The sequence below is a fragment of the Aerococcus sp. NPDC058936 genome (assembly GCF_042741995.1).
In the GTDB taxonomy this organism is placed as follows: Bacteria; Bacillota; Bacilli; order Lactobacillales; family Aerococcaceae; genus Aerococcus.
This window is the reverse complement of the sequence record NZ_JBHYKZ010000001.1, coordinates 223,690-245,416: the sequence shown is the minus strand read 5'-3', so window position 1 is coordinate 245,416 and position 21,727 is coordinate 223,690. Positions and strand designations below refer to the sequence as shown.

Annotated in this window: 21 protein-coding genes, 1 pseudogene and 1 riboswitch; of the genes and pseudogenes, 5 read left to right on the top strand and 17 right to left on the bottom strand. The window is 39.2% G+C overall.

Features of this window, described 5'->3' with window-relative positions; translation table 11 throughout:
* Positions 1–68: 68 nt before the first annotated feature.
* Positions 69–350: pseudogene (locus ACFW0C_RS01160) on the bottom strand (alcohol dehydrogenase catalytic domain-containing protein); the annotation flags it as partial.
* Positions 351–732: 382 nt separating this feature from the next.
* Between ACFW0C_RS01160 and ACFW0C_RS01155 the strand changes: the two are divergent.
* Complete coding sequence (locus ACFW0C_RS01155) at positions 733–1,554, top strand: aminotransferase class IV (RefSeq protein ID WP_378104619.1); 822 nt, start codon at positions 733–735, stop codon at positions 1,552–1,554.
* A gap of 350 nt (positions 1,555–1,904) precedes the next feature.
* Here the strand turns inward: ACFW0C_RS01155 and ACFW0C_RS01150 are convergent, their stop codons facing one another.
* The 7 genes from ACFW0C_RS01150 to ACFW0C_RS01120 all read right to left on the bottom strand — a co-directional run bounded on the left by ACFW0C_RS01150 (position 1,905) and on the right by ACFW0C_RS01120 (position 8,749).
* Positions 1,905–2,735 (bottom strand): aldo/keto reductase, encoded by an 831-nt coding sequence (locus ACFW0C_RS01150; RefSeq protein WP_378104617.1) that lies wholly within the window; start codon positions 2,733–2,735, stop codon positions 1,905–1,907.
* 123 nt (positions 2,736–2,858) lie between these two features.
* On the bottom strand, positions 2,859–4,217 hold the full coding sequence (locus ACFW0C_RS01145) for a PFL family protein (protein ID WP_003142421.1): 1,359 nt from the start codon (positions 4,215–4,217) through the stop codon (positions 2,859–2,861).
* A 21-nt stretch (positions 4,218–4,238) separates the two neighbouring features.
* Positions 4,239–4,502, bottom strand: a complete 264-nt coding sequence (locus tag ACFW0C_RS01140) for an ACT domain-containing protein (protein ID WP_016896993.1) — start codon at positions 4,500–4,502, stop codon at positions 4,239–4,241.
* 300 nt (positions 4,503–4,802) lie between these two features.
* Complete coding sequence (locus ACFW0C_RS01135) at positions 4,803–6,167, bottom strand: CapA family protein (RefSeq protein ID WP_378104615.1); 1,365 nt, start codon at positions 6,165–6,167, stop codon at positions 4,803–4,805.
* Positions 6,168–6,388: 221 nt separating this feature from the next.
* Positions 6,389–7,390 (bottom strand): catabolite control protein A, encoded by a 1,002-nt coding sequence (ccpA, locus tag ACFW0C_RS01130; RefSeq protein WP_326132928.1) that lies wholly within the window; start codon positions 7,388–7,390, stop codon positions 6,389–6,391.
* A 282-nt stretch (positions 7,391–7,672) separates the two neighbouring features.
* The gene (locus tag ACFW0C_RS01125; RefSeq protein ID WP_378104613.1) at positions 7,673–8,170 is read right to left on the bottom strand and encodes a YtxH domain-containing protein; all 498 of its coding nucleotides are present in this window, start codon (positions 8,168–8,170) and stop codon (positions 7,673–7,675) included.
* Between the two features lie 36 nt (positions 8,171–8,206).
* Entirely contained in the window at positions 8,207–8,749 is a 543-nt protein-coding gene (locus ACFW0C_RS01120; protein ID WP_378104612.1) for a DUF948 domain-containing protein, read from the bottom strand.
* 196 nt (positions 8,750–8,945) lie between these two features.
* On the opposite strand from ACFW0C_RS01120, the gene ACFW0C_RS01115 reads away from it, so the two are divergent.
* Entirely contained in the window at positions 8,946–9,839 is an 894-nt protein-coding gene (locus ACFW0C_RS01115; RefSeq protein WP_378104610.1) for a mechanosensitive ion channel family protein, read from the top strand.
* Positions 9,840–9,913: 74 nt separating this feature from the next.
* Here the strand turns inward: ACFW0C_RS01115 and ACFW0C_RS01110 are convergent, their stop codons facing one another.
* From ACFW0C_RS01110 to racE, 3 genes are read right to left on the bottom strand one after another with little or no spacing between them, the layout of a single operon-like run.
* Positions 9,914–10,408 (bottom strand): YfcE family phosphodiesterase, encoded by a 495-nt coding sequence (locus ACFW0C_RS01110; protein ID WP_378104608.1) that lies wholly within the window; start codon positions 10,406–10,408, stop codon positions 9,914–9,916.
* Positions 10,386–11,012 (bottom strand): XTP/dITP diphosphatase, encoded by a 627-nt coding sequence (locus ACFW0C_RS01105; protein WP_378104607.1) that lies wholly within the window; start codon positions 11,010–11,012, stop codon positions 10,386–10,388. The genes ACFW0C_RS01110 and ACFW0C_RS01105 overlap by 23 nt, the downstream gene beginning before the upstream one ends.
* 7 nt (positions 11,013–11,019) lie before the next feature.
* On the bottom strand, positions 11,020–11,856 hold the full coding sequence (gene racE / locus ACFW0C_RS01100) for a glutamate racemase (RefSeq protein WP_378104605.1): 837 nt from the start codon (positions 11,854–11,856) through the stop codon (positions 11,020–11,022).
* A 185-nt stretch (positions 11,857–12,041) separates the two neighbouring features.
* Between racE and mgsA the strand changes: the two genes are divergently transcribed.
* Complete coding sequence (gene mgsA, locus ACFW0C_RS01095) at positions 12,042–12,506, top strand: methylglyoxal synthase (protein ID WP_378104604.1); 465 nt, start codon at positions 12,042–12,044, stop codon at positions 12,504–12,506.
* Positions 12,507–12,628: 122 nt separating this feature from the next.
* Here mgsA and trxA read toward each other — a convergent pair whose 3' ends face one another.
* The 4 genes from trxA to ACFW0C_RS01075 all read right to left on the bottom strand — a co-directional run bounded on the left by trxA (position 12,629) and on the right by ACFW0C_RS01075 (position 16,701).
* Positions 12,629–12,940, bottom strand: a complete 312-nt coding sequence (gene trxA, locus ACFW0C_RS01090) for a thioredoxin (protein WP_326132925.1) — start codon at positions 12,938–12,940, stop codon at positions 12,629–12,631.
* A gap of 81 nt (positions 12,941–13,021) precedes the next feature.
* Entirely contained in the window at positions 13,022–15,406 is a 2,385-nt protein-coding gene (locus ACFW0C_RS01085; RefSeq protein WP_378104602.1) for an endonuclease MutS2, read from the bottom strand.
* 134 nt (positions 15,407–15,540) lie between these two features.
* Complete coding sequence (locus ACFW0C_RS01080) at positions 15,541–16,098, bottom strand: CvpA family protein (RefSeq protein WP_378104600.1); 558 nt, start codon at positions 16,096–16,098, stop codon at positions 15,541–15,543.
* A 39-nt stretch (positions 16,099–16,137) separates the two neighbouring features.
* Positions 16,138–16,701, bottom strand: a complete 564-nt coding sequence (locus ACFW0C_RS01075; protein ID WP_271735261.1) for a cell division protein ZapA — start codon at positions 16,699–16,701, stop codon at positions 16,138–16,140.
* Between the two features lie 262 nt (positions 16,702–16,963).
* Positions 16,964–17,127: riboswitch (Lysine riboswitch) on the top strand.
* A gap of 103 nt (positions 17,128–17,230) precedes the next feature.
* On the opposite strand from ACFW0C_RS01075, the gene ACFW0C_RS01070 reads away from it, so the two are divergent.
* Together ACFW0C_RS01070 and ACFW0C_RS01065 are read left to right on the top strand one after the other, a co-directional pair.
* Positions 17,231–18,898 (top strand): ABC transporter permease subunit, encoded by a 1,668-nt coding sequence (locus ACFW0C_RS01070; RefSeq protein WP_378104598.1) that lies wholly within the window; start codon positions 17,231–17,233, stop codon positions 18,896–18,898.
* A gap of 12 nt (positions 18,899–18,910) precedes the next feature.
* Positions 18,911–19,669, top strand: coding sequence for an amino acid ABC transporter ATP-binding protein (locus ACFW0C_RS01065; RefSeq protein ID WP_378104596.1), 759 nt, complete (start codon positions 18,911–18,913; stop codon positions 19,667–19,669).
* 248 nt (positions 19,670–19,917) lie between these two features.
* On the opposite strand, the gene ACFW0C_RS01060 is transcribed toward ACFW0C_RS01065, so the two are convergent.
* Both ACFW0C_RS01060 and ACFW0C_RS01055 read right to left on the bottom strand, forming a co-directional pair.
* Complete coding sequence (locus ACFW0C_RS01060; RefSeq protein ID WP_378104595.1) at positions 19,918–20,691, bottom strand: CHAD domain-containing protein; 774 nt, start codon at positions 20,689–20,691, stop codon at positions 19,918–19,920.
* A gap of 119 nt (positions 20,692–20,810) precedes the next feature.
* Positions 20,811–21,692, bottom strand: coding sequence for a DUF368 domain-containing protein (locus ACFW0C_RS01055; protein ID WP_378104594.1), 882 nt, complete (start codon positions 21,690–21,692; stop codon positions 20,811–20,813).
* Positions 21,693–21,727: the final 35 nt, after the last annotated feature.

The following is a 21,727-nucleotide window of genomic DNA, read 5'->3' as shown; positions in this document are numbered from 1 at the left end:
GAAGGGTTTTTATCCTTCTAAAAAACGTTAATATGGCTGTATCTGAATAAGTTTTTAGAAACACCAGAATGACACTCTCCACAACCAATGTTGAAAGGGATAACTACTCGGTCGCCTTTTTTCACTTTCGTCACTGCAGAACCAACTTCTTCTACAATGCCCATAGGTTCATGCCCTACTACATAGTCTTCTTCCATAACCGGTTTCCCGTTATGATATAAATGCAAGTCAGAACCGCAAATAGCTGTTGCTGTAATGCGAATGATCATATCAGTGGGTTCTTCAATGGTTGGATCCGGAACTGTTTTGACTTCCATTTTTTCGTTTCCTTGCCATGTTACTGCGCGCATAGAATCTCTCCTTCTTACAAAAGTGATAGTTTCGTTTCAGCTATGGTGTGAGTTTTTCATCTTGTTTTATATAAGTCAAAAGTTATGTAATCGTTTACGTTTGAAAACTTCTTTATTGTCGTACCACTTTAAGCTTTGTCATATACCTTTTCTCATAAACAACAAATGGTTTCTACTACTAGAACTATCATAAAAAACCTTCTCCCAGAACGTATTTTGTATAGAATATCCCAACCACCCTATTGGATAAAGTCTATCTATTCAACTATTAAAAAACAATGCTGTCTTCATTTAGAAAAAGTGATAAACTTATCTAAAATAAACCATCAACACGCTCCTGAATAAATTAAACACCATGATCAGATAAAAGGGGATGAAAAATATGGAATATGTTGAACAAAATTTTTACTATCATAATGATAAAATACATTCTACCGACAACCTACATCCGTTTGAAAAATTAACAGGAAAAAATGTGTATGAAGTGATTCGCGTTAGAGAGGGCATACCGCTGTTTTTAGAAGATCATTTGCGCCGATTCAGAGCTTTTGCTGGATTTGTCGGTCTTCCTTTAACAGATTCAGATGATATTTTAATCAATCGTTTATACCAGCTTGTTGATAAAAATGGTGCCTTTGATCAAAATATCAAATTGATATGGAATAAAGATATGGGTTTACTAGCTTTCTTCACTAAAAGTCCTTATCCGCCTGCGCGTTATTATCAAACTGGCATTAAAACAACTTTGTTGGATTTGGAAAGAGAAGATCCGAATATCAAGATCCAACGTGAAGCATATCAAAAAACTGTACTAGCGGAACGAGAAAAAACAGGTTCATATGAAGTGCTGTTAGTCGACCAAGAAGGTAACGTCACAGAAGGCAGTCGTTCAAATTTATTTATTGTTAAAGGGGAGAAGCTCTATACTTCCCCAGCAAAAAATGTTCTTTTAGGTATTGTACGTTCTAAAGTAGTAGCTATTTGCCAACAGCAGCAAATTGATATCATTGAACAAAATATTCCAGTAACTGAATTAAATACTATCGATGGTGCTTTTATATCAGGAACGGGTAATGATGTATTGCCTATAGCTTCCATCGATTCCTTCAAATTAGCGTCGGTAAAAAGTCCGGTCATTTCATCAATTATGCACGAATACGATCGTTTAGTGAAGGAGTACATTGCCTCTAAAAAAGACATTTAAAATAAGATATGCAAAACAAGATAGTCTCCCAACAAAGAAACCCTTCAACTCATCCTAAACTAGAGAGTTGGAGGGTTTTTATTCTTTAAAAAAGTCTAATGAGTCAAATACCTTAAAAGGTAAGTGAAACACAAAAATTTAACGAGTGACCCACCATCTATCAGAATTATGACAAAATAGAATAGTTATTTACGCTACACGTGAAATTAACGTAGAAATTATTTTTGTTCGAAATCAATCAAAATAAAAAACGCGACGAAAAATAATATTTATCATTATTTCATCACGATTTTTATTTTTAGCGCTAGGTATTCCATGGCTTCATTTTTTTATGAAGGATGACAATCAGGTTATTCAATAATGATTTCATCTAAAGTTGCCATATCAGCTTCAGAAATTTCAAAATCTAATTCAGCATTGGCAAGAATGTATTCTTCGTGAACTGATTTTGGTAGAATGATGTGGCCTTTTTGCAAAGGATAACGGTAGCATAATTGCGGTACGGATACACCGTATTTATCTGCAATTGCCTTAATATCTTCGTTGCCTAATAAGCGACCTGTACCTAATGATGAATAAGCTTCAACGATGATGTCATTAGCTTCACAATAAGATACAATATCGTCTTGCGTATAGCCGATGTGGTACTTGATTTGGTTTACAACAGGTTTAATATTTGTGTTTTCAATTAAGTGTTGTAAGTCGTCTGCGTTAAAGTTTGAAACCCCGATTGCACGGACTAAGCCTTTATCATACAATTCCTCTAAAGCGCGCCATACTTGGATATTTTCTTCATAGAAGCTTGGACGTTTGTCATCAGTTCTTGAGAAAAAGCGCCATGGCGTCGGACAGTGTACTAACAATAAATCAATATAATCAGTGTCTAAATCTTTTAATTCTTGGTAGAAGTTGTCCATAGCCGCTTCATAAGTTTTCGATTCCCCGCGAACCTTAGTTGTGATGAAGATATCTTCACGGTTAACACCAGAAGATTTAATCCCTTCACCAATCCCTTTAGCGTTTCCGTAAGCATGGGCACCGTCAATGTGTTTGTAGCCATTGTCTAGAGCAAAACGAACTGAGCTCACTGCCTCAGCGGTCGGTGTTTGCCAAGTCCCTAATGCGATTTGTGGGACTTCTACCCCATTATTTAAGGTTAATGTTTGATTTAATAAATTCATGTAATTTCCCCTTAATACGTATTCAGTTTACACTGTACCTACATTATAATTGGAAAATTTCAGGCCACCAAATAAAAGCTCTTACCTCGTGATAAGATAAGAGCTTTAGCTTTAAAAATTATTTTAGTTTTTAAGGGATTGAATTGGCGCTGGAATACGACCACCACGGTTGATAAAGGTATTTGGAGAAGTTCTATTGACTTGCATAACAGAAGCTTCACCAAACAAACCACCAAAGTTCAAGACTTCATCATCACGACGACCGATAGCTGGAATTACTCGAACAGCTGTTGTTTTAGAATTGATCATCCCAATGGCTGCTTCATCAGCAATAATCGCTGAAATAATTTCAGGCGTTGTATCACCAGGTATGACGATCATATCTAAACCAACTGAACATACTGCCGTCATAGACATTAAAGTTTCAAGATTTAAAGTACCGTTAGCAGCAGCAGCAATCATCCCTGCATCCTCACTAACTGGAATGAAGGCACCTGATAAACCACCAACATTTGATGATGCCATGATACCACCTTTTTTAACTGCATCATTAAGCATAGCTAGAGTCGCTACTGATCCATGGGCACCTACTTGATCTAAACCAATTTCTTCTAGGATATGAGCTACAGAATCACCAACAGCTGGCGTAGGCGCTAATGACAAGTCTACGATACCAAAGGGTACACCAAGCATGTTAGAGGCTTCTGTACCTACTAATTGGCCCATACGAGTGACTTTGAAAGCTGTTTGTTTAATCGTATCTGCCACTGTTTCAAGAGATGCATCTTTTGGCAATTCTGCAAGTGCATTGCGGACAACACCTGGTCCAGAAACCCCAACGTTGATCACAACATCCGGCTCCCCTTGACCGTGGAAGGCACCGGCCATAAATGGATTGTCTTCCACTGCATTACAAAAGACGACAATCTTAGAGGCCCCCATGCTTTCGTTTTCTTGGGTTAATTCAGCTGCTTTACGGACAACTTCACCCATGATTTTAACAGCATCCATGTTGATACCTGCACGAGTTGATCCAATATTAACTGATGAACAAACGTGGTCTGTTTCAGCCATGGCTTGTGGAATCGATTCGATTAAAGCTCGGTCTCCAGCAGAAAATCCTTTATGAACTAATGCCGTATATCCACCGATATAGTTAACGCCAACCGCATTGGCTGCTTTGTCTAAAATGTGGGCATATTTTAATGGGTCGCCACCTGAAGCCGCTAATAATTGCGAAATTGGCGTTACAGCAATACGCTTATTAACGATTGGTATCCCGTATTTTTCTTCAATTTCTTCACCAGTTTTAACCAAGTCTTTGGCAACTGTAGTGATTTTATCGTATACCTTTTGGCAGGCACGGTCGATATCTGGATCTGCACAGTCAATCAACGAAATGCCCATTGTAATTGTTCGAATATCTAAATTGTTGTCTTTAATCATTGAAACTGTTTCAATGATATTATTCATTTCTAGCATGTTTGTTTCTCCTTAACTGACTTAAATTTTATGCATGGCATTAAAAATATCTTCGTGCATTACATAAACTTCCATCGCAGTTAATGCATCTTTAATTTCTTTTTTAAAGTCCTCAAATTCAACGTTTAAACCATCAATATTGACGATCATCACCATGGTAAAAAGGTCTTGCATGATTGATTGCTCAACATCTACAATATTTGCGTTTAATTCAGCACATTTAGTGGCTGCTTTCGCTAAAATACCAACCTTATCCTTACCAATTACTGTAATTACTGCTTGCATATTATCCCGTCCTTCAATTTATTTATCCTTATTTAATGCAAATCCCACTGACAAATTAAATAAGTTCCTTGTTTTATCTTTTGCCAAGTACAGTTGTCTCTTGAACAAAATAAACAAAATCTCATCCTATTATAATCTATGCCATTTGAAAACAAAATGAAAAGATGATGTTCTCACAAAAAAGCTGACAATTTAAAGGGAATTCGATACAAAATCAATCCCTTATTGCATTTTACTAAATTCATTCTAGCAAAGGTACTGTCAGGCCCACGCTTGTTAGCAATCCTCTACCTACTGCTATTATTCGTAGTCAACGCCCTCTGTCCAGGCAGTCTCCAAATAATCCTCATAGATAAAATCTTCTGTATAAGTCATCATCCGGTCATGGATGGTCTCAACCCAAGCCGCTTGATCATTATCTTGTCCCTTATACACTGCTAGTGGGACACTTTCATATGAAGTCTCATTAGCTGTCCCTGAGAAATAAGTCGGCATGAACTTCCCGGCGCTCACTTGAACTTCACCGTTCTCATCACGCTCAAAAGTCACCTCATGAATGCCCCCAAGTTTATTATCATCCGCAACTTGACCAGTCATAAATGACGCTTGCGAATAAATCACATAGGTATCCTTGTCATTCAACCAATTCACGGGCTGTAAATCATGCGGGTGCCCACCAATCACCAATTTTACCCCAGCATCGGCCAAGGCCTGAGTCACAGCGATTTGTTCACCATCCGGCAAAGTCCCGTATTCAGTCCCCAAATGTAAGGATACAACAACCGCATCCACTTGGTCATTCAATGCCGCTACGTCTTCAAGCATCACTGGTAAATCCGCATAGTTAACCACCCACGGCTCATCTTCAGGCGGAACCATGCCGTTGGTCCCATAAGTATAAGCCAGAAAGCCCAACTTAATCCCATTTTTCTCGACAATCCTTGCCGTGTCATGGTCTTCTTGACTACTAAAAGCCCCGTAATACATGAGCCCAGCCTCATCCAAATAATCCATAGTGATGTAGGCTCCGTCCGCAAACTGGTCCAACGTATGGTTGGTCGCAGTTGATACACCGTCAATACCAGCCCGCTTCAAAGACCCCAGAATGGACGATGGCATATTAAAATTCGGATAAGTCGCCACCGGCAATTCAGGATAGGCCGCAGGAATCTCCAGGTTGGCCACTGTAAAATCTGCATAAGATGTAAATGGCGCAATTTTAGCAATCATAGGGTCAAAATTATAGTCCGAAACTCCCAGATCAACTGCCGTTTCCCCACTATTCGAACCATAGGCAATCAAATTGTCTCCAGTTAGAGCACCCACCTCCTGTAGTGAAGCCGTTTGATCCGCAAACACCTCCGCTGCCGTATCCGAAGTTGCTGTCACCTCCGAATGAATCAAAACATCACCAACCGACCGCAAGACAAACGTTCCATCCTCACCCTGCCACTGGTCCTCAGTTTCCTTAGCTGGCAGATTTGACAAAAAGGACGGCACTTGTATGGCTGGCGTATCCTTACCCGCTTGTTCATCCTCATTTTCATTGGCATTATTTGGTGAAACAATCCCATTGTATGCAAGTGCAATGCCCACTAGACAGGTTAGTCCAATAGCTATCATCATCAGTAATATTCGGTTACCCTGGCTCAATTTATTCTTCATCTAAATCCAACACCTTCCCAATTCATTATATTAATGATAATGGAAGAGTTTTTAAACAACAAGGTAAAAATGGCTTTCAGAAAAGCACCTTAGCTCAACGACTAAGGCGTCCAGGTCTTGAGCTGGTCTTTCGAGCTCGCCTGAATAGCGATATCTACTATTATAAAATGAGCATTTAAAAAGGACCTTCAAAGCATTTCGCTTTGGAGGTCCTTATCGATTTATGCATCCTTAGTTGAATCACGTAAAATAAATTTATGTGGTAAGGTTACATGGTTTTCGATTTCTTCTTCTTTGTTCATCAATTTTGTTAAGATACGCATTGAAACGGCACCAATATCATATAAAGGTGGTTCAATTGACGTTAAAGTTGGACGAACAACTTCAGTTAAAGCCGTGTTGTTTGATGTCACAATAGCAAATTCTTCTGGTACCTTCACACCATTATCCACCATATGGTTGGTTACTTTAACAGCTAACTCATCACCGACGACAACGATACCGTCAGCTTTTGAGTCAAGGATTTGTTGGGCAATGTCTTCGCCGTTTTTGAAACGAGAGTCTTGCACTTCAAATAATAATGATTCGTCCAATTCTTTACCAGCTTCTTCTAAAGCTTTTAAGTACCCATTGTAACGGTCTAGGTTATTTGTAAAGTATGGTTTAGCCGCTAGGAAACCAATATTTTTATATCCTTGTGCAAATAAACCTGAAACGGCTTCATAGAAAGCTTGTGTGTAGTCGATATTTACAGAAGGAATTTCACCTTTATGATCGTTTAAACCAGCTAATACAAAAGGTGTGTTTGTACGATTGATTTCTTCACGAACAGAGTCAGATAATTGGTGGCCCATGTAGATAACACCATCTACTTGTTTTGCTAAGATATTAGAAAGAACTTGTGATTCTTTTTTATTATCTGCATTGTCTAGGATAATGTTGTATTTATACATTGAGGCAATATCATCAATCCCTAAAGCTAAAGCACTAAAGAAATTGTTTGTGATATCTGGTAATAATACCCCAACTGTTGTCGTTTTTTTACTTGCTAATCCACGTGCGACCGCATTTGGACGGTAGTCTAGTCGTTTAATTACATCTAATACTTTTGCACGCGTTGAAGGTTTAACATTCGTGTTACCATTTACGACACGAGAAACTGTAGCCATAGATACTTGTGCTTCACGCGCAACATCATAGATCGTAACAGTTTGTTTTTCCATCTTCATCGCTCCTTTAAAATTTTTAAATTTATTTTCATGATTACAACGCCAAATATAGCACTAAAAAGTTATATTTGCAAGCGTTTTCTTTGTGACAGTGACTGCTTTCATTCACATTTTCATATTCTATCAGTATTTGACTTGTTTAACAAGTCATTTTCATAAAAACGTGAAAAATTTGCATGATTATTACAAAACACCACAAAAATTGCCTACAGGTATTTCAACAACTCAAATACTTGTAGGCAATTCTGTTTTATTCGCTTAAGTCAGCAATTATTTTTATTTAACTTCTTCTACTTGTTGTTTCACTTTTTCAGCGTCTTCTTTAACTGGTTGTTCTTTAGCTGCTGCTTTATCAGTAGCGGCTTTCACTTCTTCAGTACCTTCCGCAACTTCAGCTTTTGCATCATCTGTTGCTTGGGCAGTCGTATTTTTGGCGTCTGCATAAGCACTTGCTACTTCATCACGCGCTACTTGGTATTGTTTAGTTGCTTCAGTGGTTGCTTCGTTTAATTGTGCTTTTAAAACTTCAGCAGATTCTGATAAGTTCACGCGGATATCTTGTGCAGCGTCGCTAGCAGTTTGATACATTACGTTACCTTTTTCAGTGACGATATCAGCGTAGTCTAAAGCTGTATCACGAAGAACGTTTGCTTGTTGATTTAAGTCATCACGGAACTCGCGACCTGATTTTGGTGCGAATAATAATGCTGCTACAGCACCTGCAGTACCACCGATGATTGCACCTAATAAGAATGAACCTGTATTTCTAGACATATATATTTCCCTCTTTCTTTCAATTAATAATATTGATTAGTATGGCTTAGATTGTGAATTTTCTTGTGCCTTGCGCACTTGGCGTTTTTGATATAAAGCTTTAGCTGATTGGCCCACTTTTTGAATACCAGTCACAGTTGGTTGTCCAGGTTTTACAGCTTGCTCAGCGGTTACGGTAGTTGAACCAGTTTCAGTAGCACCTGTTGTTTTATCCTTAATATCATCTACCTTTGTTTGGGCAGTATTGGTAATATTTAGGACTAAGTTACGTGTAGAATCATTCACGTCTGAAACGGTTACCCCAATGTCCCCGATTGCTTTGAACAGTGGGTCCACTTGAGCTACTTTTCCATTCACATCATCTAATAAAACATTAGACTTATTGAGTAATCCTTGCACCTCAATTGATAATGCATCCACATCCTTGGTGACTACTTTAACTGTTTCATTCGCTTCATTAACAACACCTGTAACTTCCTTCATGGTTTTTGTTAGTTCACGTAAGAATAGAATAATGTAGATCACTAATGCCGCAAATGCTATTGCTGCGATTAAGCCCGCAATTTGGCCTCCGGTCATGTAAAAATCACTCCTTCTCCATCTCTCATATCATTAAATATAAGATATTTAATATATAACTATAAGAATATTTTACCATACCATGAGAGGGCTTTACAAAAAATAACGCACTTATTTTAAGCTAAAAAATCCTACAACTTAAATATTGGTTAATCCTCTTGCAAATGGCTTTACAATAATTTCATCATTCGATACCATGAAGAAAAAGGGAAATATTGAAAGGATGATTTATTTGGATCAATTTAGACAATGGTGGCGCACTTATATCGAATCTATTGATTATGCTAGCCTACTCTCAAGCTTAATTTCTACCGTTTTTGAATTGGTGATTACTACTTTAATCTTTTGGATTGTCAAAAAGATTATCGACCGAATTGTTGATGTATACTTTGAGCGAGACGCTAAACGGATTGAAAACCGCAATGTCGGGTCTATTCAACGGAACAAAACCATCCATAAATTAGTGGAAAACGTTGTTCAATATACTTACTATTTCCTATTAGGTTACTCTATTCTAGCCATTCTAGGTTTACCAGTGGCTACACTAGTAGCCGGTGCCGGGGTTGCTTCCCTAGCCTTAGGTCTTGGTGCACAAGGTTTTATCACTGATGTGGTCAATGGTTTCTTCATTCTTTTAGAACACCAATTTGCTGTCGGAGACTACGTTACAATCGCTGGTTTATCAGGTACCATTATTTCAACTGGTATCCGGACAACTATTCTTTCTGGTGACGACGGTTCAAGACACTTTATCCCTAACCGTAACATCGAAAATGTAACCAATTCTTCAAATACCACTCGCCGTATGTACGTAGACTTATACATTGATCCAAACGATGATTTAGCCTCAATCGAAACTGTCATCAAAGATGGCTTATCATTAGCTTCTTCTGATGACCGGGTTTTAGGTGAACCGGAAGTTTGGGGTTACCAACGTGACGCTGTCGGCCGCTTATTCTACCGCGTAGTATTCAGTACTAGAGATGGCGATAAGTTTGCAGTTCGTTCACACTACTATGAACAACTTACAGACTTGCTTGTACGTAAGGGCTACAAACAACCAGTTTATGACTCAGGGGCAGAACTATAGCCCTTACAAACACATATACAAAAACCGCGCGATCAAGTCCTAATTTGGACATAGATCGTGCGGTTTTTATATTTTTAACCTACTTCTGTAATGACTTCCCAGTCTGTATTGAAGAAAGTAACTTCTTTCTTGTCCTCTTGCCAGTCTAAGATGGCAAATGATGGATATGGGTATTTACCTTTTGGAATGCGGATTGAACCTGGGTTAATAATTTTTATCCCGTCAATTTCTTGGTCATCCATGACATGGGTATGGCCGTACATAATAACATCCGCTTGATTGTCTTTCGCTAAGGCAACCAATTTCTTCAAGTTCTGTTTTACTCCATATAAATGGCCGTGGGTAACGACAATCTTCCCTTCAGGGGTATTTAAGCTGATGACATCCTTGTAGTTGCCATAGTCAGTGTTTCCTCTTACGGTATGGAAAATCCCCCAAATGGTATCATCTTCTGATAACTCAGAGTCACCACAGTGGATAAATAAATCAATGTCATCTCCTGCTTTTAAGACTAGGTTGACAAGCGCCTCGTGGTCGCCGTGGTTATCACTCGTGATTAGAATCTTCATATAAATTCAACTCCCCATTTTCTAAATCTTTGGCTAGTAAACGTAAGGCATTTCCTCTGTGACTTAAAGAATCTTTTTTCTCTGCTGACATTTCAGCTGTGGTTAAACCTTCACTTGGTACGTAAAAAATTGGGTCATAGCCGAAACCATTTTCCCCGCGCTCTTCACGTAGGATGACACCAGATAAAGTACCGTGGTAATGATTGATGACTTTACCTTGTGCGTCAGAAACGACTAGATAGGTATGGAAAGTCGCGCCTCTATCTGCATCAGGGACGTCAGCAAGCTCGGTTAAGGCCTTTTTCCGGTTGTTAGCATCTGACTTTTCAGGACCTGCGTAACGAGCTGAATAAACGCCTGGTGCCCCGTTGAGTGCGTCAATGGCTAGACCAGAATCATCCGCAATAACTGGCATGTGCAAGTCTTTAGCGGCTGTTGTGGCTTTAATCGTCGCATTTTCAATGAAAGTAGTTCCAGTTTCTGGAATATCTGGATAGTCTGGAAAATCTAGCAAGGTTTTAACTTCAATCCCGTATGGGTCGAATAATTGCTTGAATTCCTTGGCTTTACCTGGGTTGGCAGTAGCGATCATTACTTGCTTCATATAAATGTTAGCCTTCTTTCATCTGTTTTTGAATTGCTTCAAGTGTTTCGATAGTGACACGGTCCACTTCAATTGGTTTATCCAACCAGTCGTCCGCAATCTCCTTAAATAGTTCTGGTGATCCGGTGGTGTAAAATTCAGTCATTCTTGGTGATGGATCATTCGACAATTTGGCAATGTCGTTGTAATCCAAAAGGATGGATACATCTGAAATGGTTTCTTGGCCAGAATCAATCAGTTTGACCGTATGTCCCAAGGTTTTTTGTATGGTATCTCTTAGTAAAGGATAGTGGGTACAACCTAGAATGACTGTATCCAACCCTTTATTTTTTATGGGTGCTAAAGTTTCCGCAATCACCTTTTTGGCTAAAGGTGTAGCATATTGTTGGCTTTCTACTAATGGGACAAAGGCTGGACAAGCTAATGAAGTCGTGTTCAAGTCTTTATTTTTTTGTAGTAAGTTTTCAAGATACATGCCACTTTTAATGGTCCCTTCTGTACCTAAAACACCAATTTTGCCATTTTTTGTGTATTTATTGGCTGCTCTTGCACCCGGCTGAATCACCCCAATAACTGGAATAGACACCCGCTGTTTAATTTCATCTAAGGCAACCGCAGTCGCTGTATTACAGGCAATGACCAATAATTTAATATCTTTGGTTAAAAGAAAATCGACCATTTGATTGGTAAAAGTCGCTATTTCTTCTACACTTCTTGGCCCATAAGGACAACGTGCATTGTCGCCAATATAGATAATCGATTCATTGGGCAATTGTCGCATAGCTTCTTTCACTACCGTCAAGCCACCTACACCAGAATCTAAGAATCCGATAGGTCTGTTCATGTTAACCTCCTCCGTCAAACAAATCGTTCAAAAAACGCAATGAACAATTTATCATCTATGATACAATTATAACAGAAGAAGACGATTCACTTCACCAATTCGCAATTATTAAACGTAATTTAAGGAAAAAGGTGAATGTCTCGAATGAAAATCAGATTGCCGATAGGAACTGGAGGATATGCTATATGAAAATTGCACTTATTGCCCATGATTCAAAAAAAGATATGATGGTGTCCTTTACAACTGCCTATAAATTCATACTTGAAAAACATGAATTATTTGCTACAGGGACAACCGGTTTACGTATAATCGAAGCTACTGGTTTAGACGTTCACCGCTTTAAATCAGGCCCACTTGGGGGTGACCAACAAGTCGGCGCGGCTATCTCACAAAACGAAATGGACTTAGTCATCTTTATGCGTGATCCATTAGCAGCTATGCCCCACGAACCAGATGTGACTGCCCTAATTCGTTTATGTGATGTGTATAACATTCCACTAGCAACCAATATTGGTACCGCAGAAGTCCTTATTCGCGGGTTAGACGAAGGCTTTATGGACTGGCGTAAACAATATGAAGATGGTTTCTTCAACCACGACATCTTAGAAAATATCGAAAAAGGCAACGAAGGCCGTAAATTGGTCGAGTAAATTTGAAAAAAGGGCTCATCGTCAAATAGGACTGATGGGTCATGTTTGCCCTGTAACAAATAGATTTAAGCCAATAAAAAAAAACGGTCGGGGAATTTCCCGACCGCTTTCTTTATTTTAGATTATAAGTATTTGTTTAATACTTGTTCTAAGTTGTCTTTAGGTGTGTAACCAATTAATTGTTCCACAACTTGACCATCTTTTTTGATCATTAATGTTGGGATGGACATGATACCAAATTCACGTGCAGTTTCTGGATTATCATCTACATCCATTTTAGTGAATTTAACTTGGTCACCCATTTCATCATCTAAAGTTTCAACGATTGGTGATTGCATACGACAAGGACCACACCAAGTTGCCCAGAAGTCGATTAATACAACGCCTTCTTCAGTTTCATTTTTAAATTCTGCATCTGTAATAGCTTTAACCATTTGTATTACCCCTCTCATTTTTATTCTTCATCATTATAGCATTGTCTGACCAATTTGAACATTTATCTGCTTTTTAGCAATTTAGCCTTTAAATTTAGCGATTGTCGCCCCATTACCACCCATGTTATAAGGTGCAAATTCAAAGGATTCAACCCGTGGATGGTTCTTCAAGGCCTTTTGAACACCCTGTCTTAAGGCGCCCGTCCCGTGACCATGAATAATGGTTACCTGACCATGTCCAGCTAATAAGGCTGAATCGATAAAGTTGCTCAGTCGAATCATGGCTTCCTCGTACCGTTCACCACGTAAATCTAGGCTAGTATTGACTGATTTAGCCTTACTTGCTTTAAGGCCAGCCCGATGATTTTTTTCTTTCTTCGGTTTCTCATCAACTAAAGTTAAGTCTTTTTCAGCCACTTCCATCTTCAGCATCCCCATCTGAACTACCCAGTCCTTGTCGCGTTTCTCAACCAAGGTACCACGTTGCCCGTAGCTTAGCACATTCACTTCATCGCCCGCTTCAAAGCCGGCTTTTCGCTCTTTATTTTTCTTGGCTTTTTGAAGGACTTTGTTTTTCTTCAGCTGTTCTTCTTCTTGCGTTAAGTTAGATAAGGCACTTTGACGGTCAATCATCTCGTGTTCCTTGATGTTACCAATGGTTGGATGGTTGATTTGCCACTCCCGAATCTCCGCCAGAATGTCATCGGCTTGTGCCTTGGTGTCTTCTACCAATTGATTGGCTTCTTTACGGGCCCGGTTCATGTAAGTTTGTTTGTCAGCTTCTAGTCTGGCTTGTGCCTTTTTCAAATCATTTAAAAGATTTTCAGCATCAGCTAAGTCTTTGGCTGCTTCGGCTGTTAAGTCTTCGTATTCATGGCGTTGGGTTTCAAGATCAAGCAACATTTCGTTCAGATTTTGGCTGTCTTCTTGGATATAAGAACGCGCCTCATCCACCATTTCAACTGGTAAACCTAGTCGTTGGGAGATATCAAAGGCGTTAGAGCGCCCCGGCACCCCAATCAGCAATTGATAAGTCGGTTCCAAGGTAATTTCATTAAATTCCATCGAAGCATTGATGGCCCCAGGATGTTCGTAGGCGTAAGTTTTCAGTTCAGGATAATGGGTAGTGGCCATTACTTTTGCATTTAGGAAGGCAAAACGGTTCAATACCGCGATGGCGATGGCTGCCCCTTCTTGAGGGTCGGTACCTGATCCCAACTCATCGATCAAGACAAGTGAATGGTCATCTGCAGCTTCCACTATACGGATAATATTGGTCATATGGCCCGAGAATGTTGATAAACTTTGTTCAATGGACTGTTCGTCACCAATATCCGCAAAAATCTCATTGAAGATTTCTACTCGTGAATCTGCCTTGGCTGTGATATACAAGCCTGATTGTGCCATTAATTGCAGTAGACCGACTGTTTTCAAGGTAATGGTTTTACCACCAGTATTTGGCCCTGTAATAACAATCATATTGTATTCATGACTAAAATGAATGTCATTTGCGACTACTGATTTGCGATCTAATAAGGGATGTCTAGCTTCTTTCAAGTCAATACGTTCAGATTCATTTGCTAATATAGGTCGGTTGGCCCCAATTTCACGGGCAAAGAAGAATTTAGCTTGAATCAAGTCCAAATCTCCAAGACGTTGATTGTTTTCAGCAATTTCACTAGTGTAAGGGGCTAATTCTGCAGATAGCTCTTGAAAAATACGTTTAATTTCCTCGTCTTCTTGGACTTGCAGGGACCGTAAGTGGTTATTCGCATCTAAAACTGTTTGCGGTTCAATATAGAGTGTTTGTCCTGATGACGATTGGTCATGAACTACCCCACCAAAGGCATTGCGATATTCTTGTTTAACCGGAATAACAAAGCGGTTGTTACGGATAGTAATGATGGCCTCACTTAAATAGGAGGCTTTATTAGAACGGATGATTTGGTCTAGTTTGACACGGATACCCGCTTCTTCACGTTTGATTCCTTGTCTTAAGCCATGTAAAGTTGACGAGGCATTGTCATAGACTGACCCATCATCTGCAATGGCATTTTGCATTTTACGCATCAAGTCCCGCATATCAATAAAGTCATCCGCTATTGAATATAATTGCATTAATTCAACTTGCGCTTCTTTTAGTTTACTAAAGAAGGTAGAAACCTCGCCAGATGCACGTAAGACTCGGCCTACTGCAGCTAATTCTTTCCCATTTAAGTCAGCACCAATATCCAATCGTTTTAAGAATGGTTTTACATTGATTAATTGACTGACTGGGATTCGTTTGTCTAATTCAAACAAGCGTTTGACATCGTCAACACTTTGTAAGGCTTGCTCAATTTCTTCTGCTTCTGCACTGGGTTTTAAATTTAATGCTTGGATTTTTCCTATTTCAGTTCGGGTTTCTTTTGCTACTTGTTGTTGTATTTTCTCAAATTCTAAGGTTTGAAATATTTTAGGGTTCAAAATGTGTCCTCCTTCGATTGTTATCAGGAACGAATATAAAAGTCGTCTTAAGTAGGAAATAGGCCGTGATCAATTATCACAGCCATATCAATTGCCACGGTGCGCAGTACGCAAAGGCATATATTTTCAAGTTGTTAAAATGGTAAGTTGCCTAATCCTTGTAATAGGATGTTAAATACCTGGCCAGATAAGATTGGGGTATTCAAGATAATAAAGTCGGAGACTGATGAATTGGCTAGGGTTGTTTGCACACCTTCAAAGGTTAATACTGACATAAACATTAAAATAAAGAATGACCAGAACCAAGCTGAGAAGAAACCAAATAGGCCACCCAAAATACCATTCCATTGAATATCCATTTCTTTAAATTTCAAGTCTCTTAAGCCAAAAGCAATAAATTTAGTAACAATCCAAACAAGCAAGATGATGGCTAACATGGAAACTAGTCTAAAGTAAATGACATCCATATTTTGTAATAAAGCCACAGGATAATAGGCAAAGGTATTTTCAATATCTAAACCTACATAAGGTACCCATAAAGACACAAGGTCAATTAGGTTTTGATAGAACAAAACAGCAAACAAATACGCGACCAACAGACCTAGTGAATGAATGCCTTGCAGTATAGCCCCTCGATAGACACCAACGCCTATACTAAGTATAAAAAATAATAAAATCAAAAAACTTGTCATGCTTTCCTCCCGTTGGTACCCATATTTTCTATCAATAGCCTATGATCTTGGTGTTTGACGCAAACGACCCAATTGTTTTGAGGCTGTGTTCACACTAGACTTCAAACTTGGTTGGCTAATTTCAGGAATTTCTTTATCTAAGTCAGCCTGTGTTAGTGTTTGTTTTCCACTTGCTTTTGTTTGCGCTGGTCTTTTAGCTGACGCTTTAGCATGTCCCTGGGTCGTCTTGGCTTTTGATGGTGTTTGTGGTTGAGTTTTTTCTTGTGCTTCACGCATCTTTTCTTTTTCTATTTCAGCGATTTCTTTCACCAACGTGCCCATGGTTTGCTCCATTGATTTTACACGGACCATTAAATCGGCATTTTCTTTAGATTTTACAGCCATTTGTGCTTGTAAATCCACATTATCAGATTGGATGTTTAACGCTACTAATAAAGCCATCTCTTCCATTGACATATTAGGATTCTTTTTACTGATATCAGCTAGTAATTGGTTGATATCACGGCTCACTTGTTGAATATGTTCACTTGTTTTATGACTCTTGATGGTGAATTTGTGATAGCCCAATTTCGCTATTACTCTGTTTTTTTCTTCATTCGACATATTTGTCACTCCAACTTTTTATAATGTGCGTTAAATGTTTATAGATGCAATAGAAAGGTCCGTCTTAACGGCTTTTGTTTCACCTATCTTTCATAATCTTAGATATTTTACCATTTATCCCGTATAATGGCTAGACCTAGCCATTATCTGCTTCCAATGACCCAAAAAGTTAGAAAAATCGCAATGATTTTAGGCTGATATGAAAGATTTAATCAGATTTTCATGACAAGTCACTGTTGTTCGTGTATGATGAGATACGATATATTGAGATAGAGGTGCGGAGCTTATCAGTACATACCCGAGCGGGAGCGTTGAAAGTATGGAAAGGAATATTCGCCGAAATATTTTAACCCCAAGTTAAAGTATTGGGCATAAACAAAAAATGTTTATGACTGTCACTTCACCAAGTGATGCGCTATCCTACGAGTGACGACTGAAAGACTAGTCATAGTCTTACTGCGTACAAAGGGAAGCCTCTATTGCAATTTATTGCTGTAGAGGCTTTTTATTATTTTCGGGAGGTATTATTATGAAAAATCATCAAATAAGAAACACTTGGCAAAAAGCTTTGATTGCTATTTTGACCATCGTATTTGCCATCGTTGGCCCAACATCCGCTTTTGTTGAAGCGAGTGAGATTGGCACAACAATTGAGGTGGACCAAAAAGCATTAGCTGAAGGTTTAGACACAGAAGGCGTCCTACGCGTCGGGATGGAAGCCAACTATGCACCCTTCAACTGGTCGCAAACATCTGACGCAGACGGAGCGGTCCGTATTTCAAATTCTGACGGTGAATTTGCAAACGGTTATGACGTGCAAATCGCTAAACGTCTAGCTGATTCACTAGGTTTAGAACTCGAAATTGTTAAGTTAGAGTGGGACGGTCTACCACCTGCACTTGAATCTGGCATGATTGACGTGATTATCGCCGGTATGTCACCAACACCAGAACGTCTACAACAAATGGACTTCTCAGATTCTTACTATTCTTCAGATATCGTTCTAGTGACAATGGCTGACGGTGAATACGCAGATGCCACATCGCTAGAAGATTTCGCTGGCACAACTGTTACTGGTCAATTAAACACATTCCATTATGATTTAATTCCGCAAATCCCTGACGTAAACCAAGCCACTGCCCTAGATTCATTCCCAACGATGATCACTGCTTTAACTGCTGGTTCAGTTGACGCCTATGTATCTGAAAAACCAGGTGCCATGGCTGCTGTAGCTGCCAACCCTGACTTAACATACGTGGAGTTCGCTGAGGGTCAAGGCTTTGACTTAGGTGAAGTCACTTCTGATATTGCTGTTGCAACCAGAAAAGATTCTACATTAACCAACATTATGAACCAAGCTTTAGCAACTATTCCAACCGCTGACCGTGACCAGTTAATGGAAGATATGGTGAACTTAAACGAGCGCGGTGAAAGTGCTGGGTTCTGGTCTGAAGTTGCGGGCATCTGGGATACTTACGGTTCCCAATTCCTAGTTGGTGCTGGTAACACTATGTTTATCGCATTAAGCTCAACAATTATTGGATTTGTCATTGGTTTAATGATTGCCATCTACCGTTCATTAATCGTCCGTCGCGATCAAAAACCGGTTGCCTACTTCTTCTATAAATTATTCGACTTTGTGATTGCTGCCTACATTGAAATCTTCCGTGGTACCCCAATGATGGTACAAGCTATGATGATTTTCTATGGTTCAAGACTATTCTTTAATTTCCAAATGTCTACTATGTTTGCAGCCTTACTAATTGTATCGATTAATACTGGTGCTTACCTAGCTGAAGTGATCCGTGGTGGGATTACCTCAGTGGATAAAGGCCAAACTGAGGCCGCTCGTGCCATCGGTATGAACCACTACCAAACAATGACGACAATCGTTTTGCCACAAGCTATTCGGTCAATCTTACCAGCTTTAGGTAACGAATTTGTGATCAATATTAAAGATACGTCTGTATTGAATGTTATCGCAGTAACTGAGTTATTCTTTGTAACGAAATCAGCTGCAGGTTCAACTTACCTAACCTTCCAAACTTTCCTAATTACAGCAATCATCTACTTCGTCTTAACTTTTACAACAACTCGTGTCTTGAATTTCATCGAAAATCGTATGGCGGGCAAAAAGACTTACCATGTATATGAATCTAGCACGAATACAGTAGTCAACGGACAAAGAGAACAATAGGAGGAAAAAGACATGCAAAACCAAGATCAATTAATCTTAAATGTACAACATTTAGAAAAACGTTTTGGGGAAAACTTGGTCCTACGTGATATCGACTTCCAAGTGCGCCCAGGGCAAGTAACCTCTATTATTGGTTCATCTGGATCAGGTAAATCTACCTTACTACGTTGCTTAAACCTACTTGAAGAACCAACTGGCGGCGACATTTTATACCACGGTCAATCAATTTTAAACGGCAAGAAAATGAACATCAATAAATTCCGTACCCAAGTTGGTATGGTATTCCAATCATTCAACCTATTTAAAAACTTTACAGCACTTGAAAACTGTACAGTTGGCCAACGTAAAATCTTAGGTCGTAGCCAAGCAGAAGCTGAAGCTGTTGCGCTTAAGAACCTTGAAAAAGTCGGTATGGCACCTTACCGTGACGCCCGTCCTGACCAACTATCTGGTGGACAACAACAGCGTGTCGCGATTGCCCGTGCCCTTTCAATGGACCCAGAAGTCTTACTATTCGATGAGCCTACATCAGCCCTTGACCCAGAAATGGTTGGGGAAGTATTAGAAACAATGACTCAATTAGCCAAAGAAGGACTAACTATGATCGTTGTAACCCACGAAATGGCCTTCGCTCGTGACGTATCAACTAATATCGTCTTCATGGACAAAGGGGTCATTGTCGAACAAGGTCCAGCCAAAGAAGTCATCGATACACCGAAACAAGAAAGAACGAAAGCCTTCTTGACAAGATACGCAAACGAAAGATTTTAAATAGGATCAGAGAATTTATCTAAGACTAGTCGCACTGGAACAAAAGCTCAACAATATCTAAAAGATATTGGAGGATTTATGAAGTATCGGCGAAGTATGACATTTTGAACGCGACTGTGTAAGCTGGGCCTCGCTCGCGTCCGGTTTTAAATGAGCGTGCAAGGTGCTACCTACTTTCAAATAGCAAAAGATGATAAAAAGCAGTTGGAACAGCCAGCTGCTTTTTGTGTATGCTTTTATTCTTAAATTTATTCCCCGAATTCGATATCATCGCGAATTTGAATTAATAAGTCACGCACATTTTCATCTGTCACTTTATCTGCGTATTCTGTCAGTAACTCATAATTGACATGCGCATCTGTAATTTCACCGAATTCAGATTGAATGGCCTTGGCGTGTTTTCTGTATTGGTTTAAGTCTTTAGAAACCGTCTCGTCGAAGTAAGTGGCCGCATACCGCACCTTCTTTGCACTCTTTCTAATTTCATGGACTGCCTCGTAGTCAGAAATATCCACTGTCTTATAGGCATACCGCAATTTTTTATCAATCTTCTTCAGTCGCTTAAGGGTATACTTTTTCCAATCTTTCTTATCTTCAAATAAGGAAAGTTCAAGGATTTCTTTCGCATCTTCAATAGCTTGCTGAATGGTAGCGCTATTGCCCTTATTAAAAGTCCGGTTCATTTCTATCCGACGGTCTTTCACGAAGGTGTTAAACAGCTGATAATAAGCCTCACTGGTTTCAGGATGACCTACTGCATAATTTTCGCAATAATCATAGAGCACATCCAATTCACGAAGGGGCCCAAATACGCGTGCTGCTGCACCCAATTGCTGGTTTAACTTGTTATAATGGTCTTTATCCAACCGTTTTTTTATAAAGTTGAGTAGACTACGTAATTCTCGAATCGAAACCCGCAAATCATGGACTAGTTCACCGGAAAATGGGTTGTTCTGATAATCTAGGTATAAGGCCGACACCTTATTTATCTGCTGTTCAAATACTGCTTGCCGTTTATTCATTCAAATCGCTCCCTTCCCTATCAATTAGTTTTCATATATGTTAATTATACAAAATAAATGATTATCTGCAAAACGAAACAGGCACTCCCCACAAAAGGAAGTGCCTGTTTTTAAACGATTTAGTCATTTGAATATTTTTCTTCAATTTTTGAGAACCATAATGAGAAGATTGTTCCTAATACAAAGGCAATCACACTCCAAATCAAAGTGCTCATGAATGATAAACCAGAATTTGCTAAACCTTCAGCTGAGAATCCAGGGAATACTTGTGTTGGGAATAAAGCAATCGATGAACCAATTACAGTCCCTAAAATAAAGTGGTACATTTTAGAATAGTAATGTTTAAAGGCCCATTCAGCAACCTTAGCTAAACCAATGACACACAGTAAGCCACCTAATCCTAATGGAATAATGACTGAAAAATCAAGGGCTGCAATACCAGCGGCCATTTTGTCATACAAACCAAAGTAGATTAAGAAGTTTGATGGGCTCATCCCTGGTACAATAACCCCTAAACCAATCAAAGCACCTGATAATACCCAAGCGATAAATGATGGTTGTACTTGTGTAATCCCTTGACCTCCAAAGTACATGATCAAGAAGATGATGACTGCAGTCACAGCTAGCAAGGTTAAGTCAGATGTACTGCGCCCTTCTTTTCCTGCAGACTTAAATAGTGATGGTAAAGTCCCCACTACGAAACCGATAAATAAGGTAATAAAAATAGCTGCGTAAAGTCCAAAGGCCTTTTCAACGAAAATTGAAAATACCAAGATTCCTAATAAGAAACCAATCCCAACCGGAATAAAGTAACGGACATGTTTCCAGAAGTTTTCAGTAATATTCGCTAAAAAGTTAATAATTTGATCGTACAAGCCGAAAATGACAGCTAGGACACCACCTGAAAGACCTGGTAGAATGCCTCCTATCCCAACAGCTGCACCCTTCAGAACACGGATAAACCAATCTGCCGAAAAGACGACATCTTTCTTATTATTCATTTATTCTCCTCTTTCAATTCCTTTTTTACTAAACA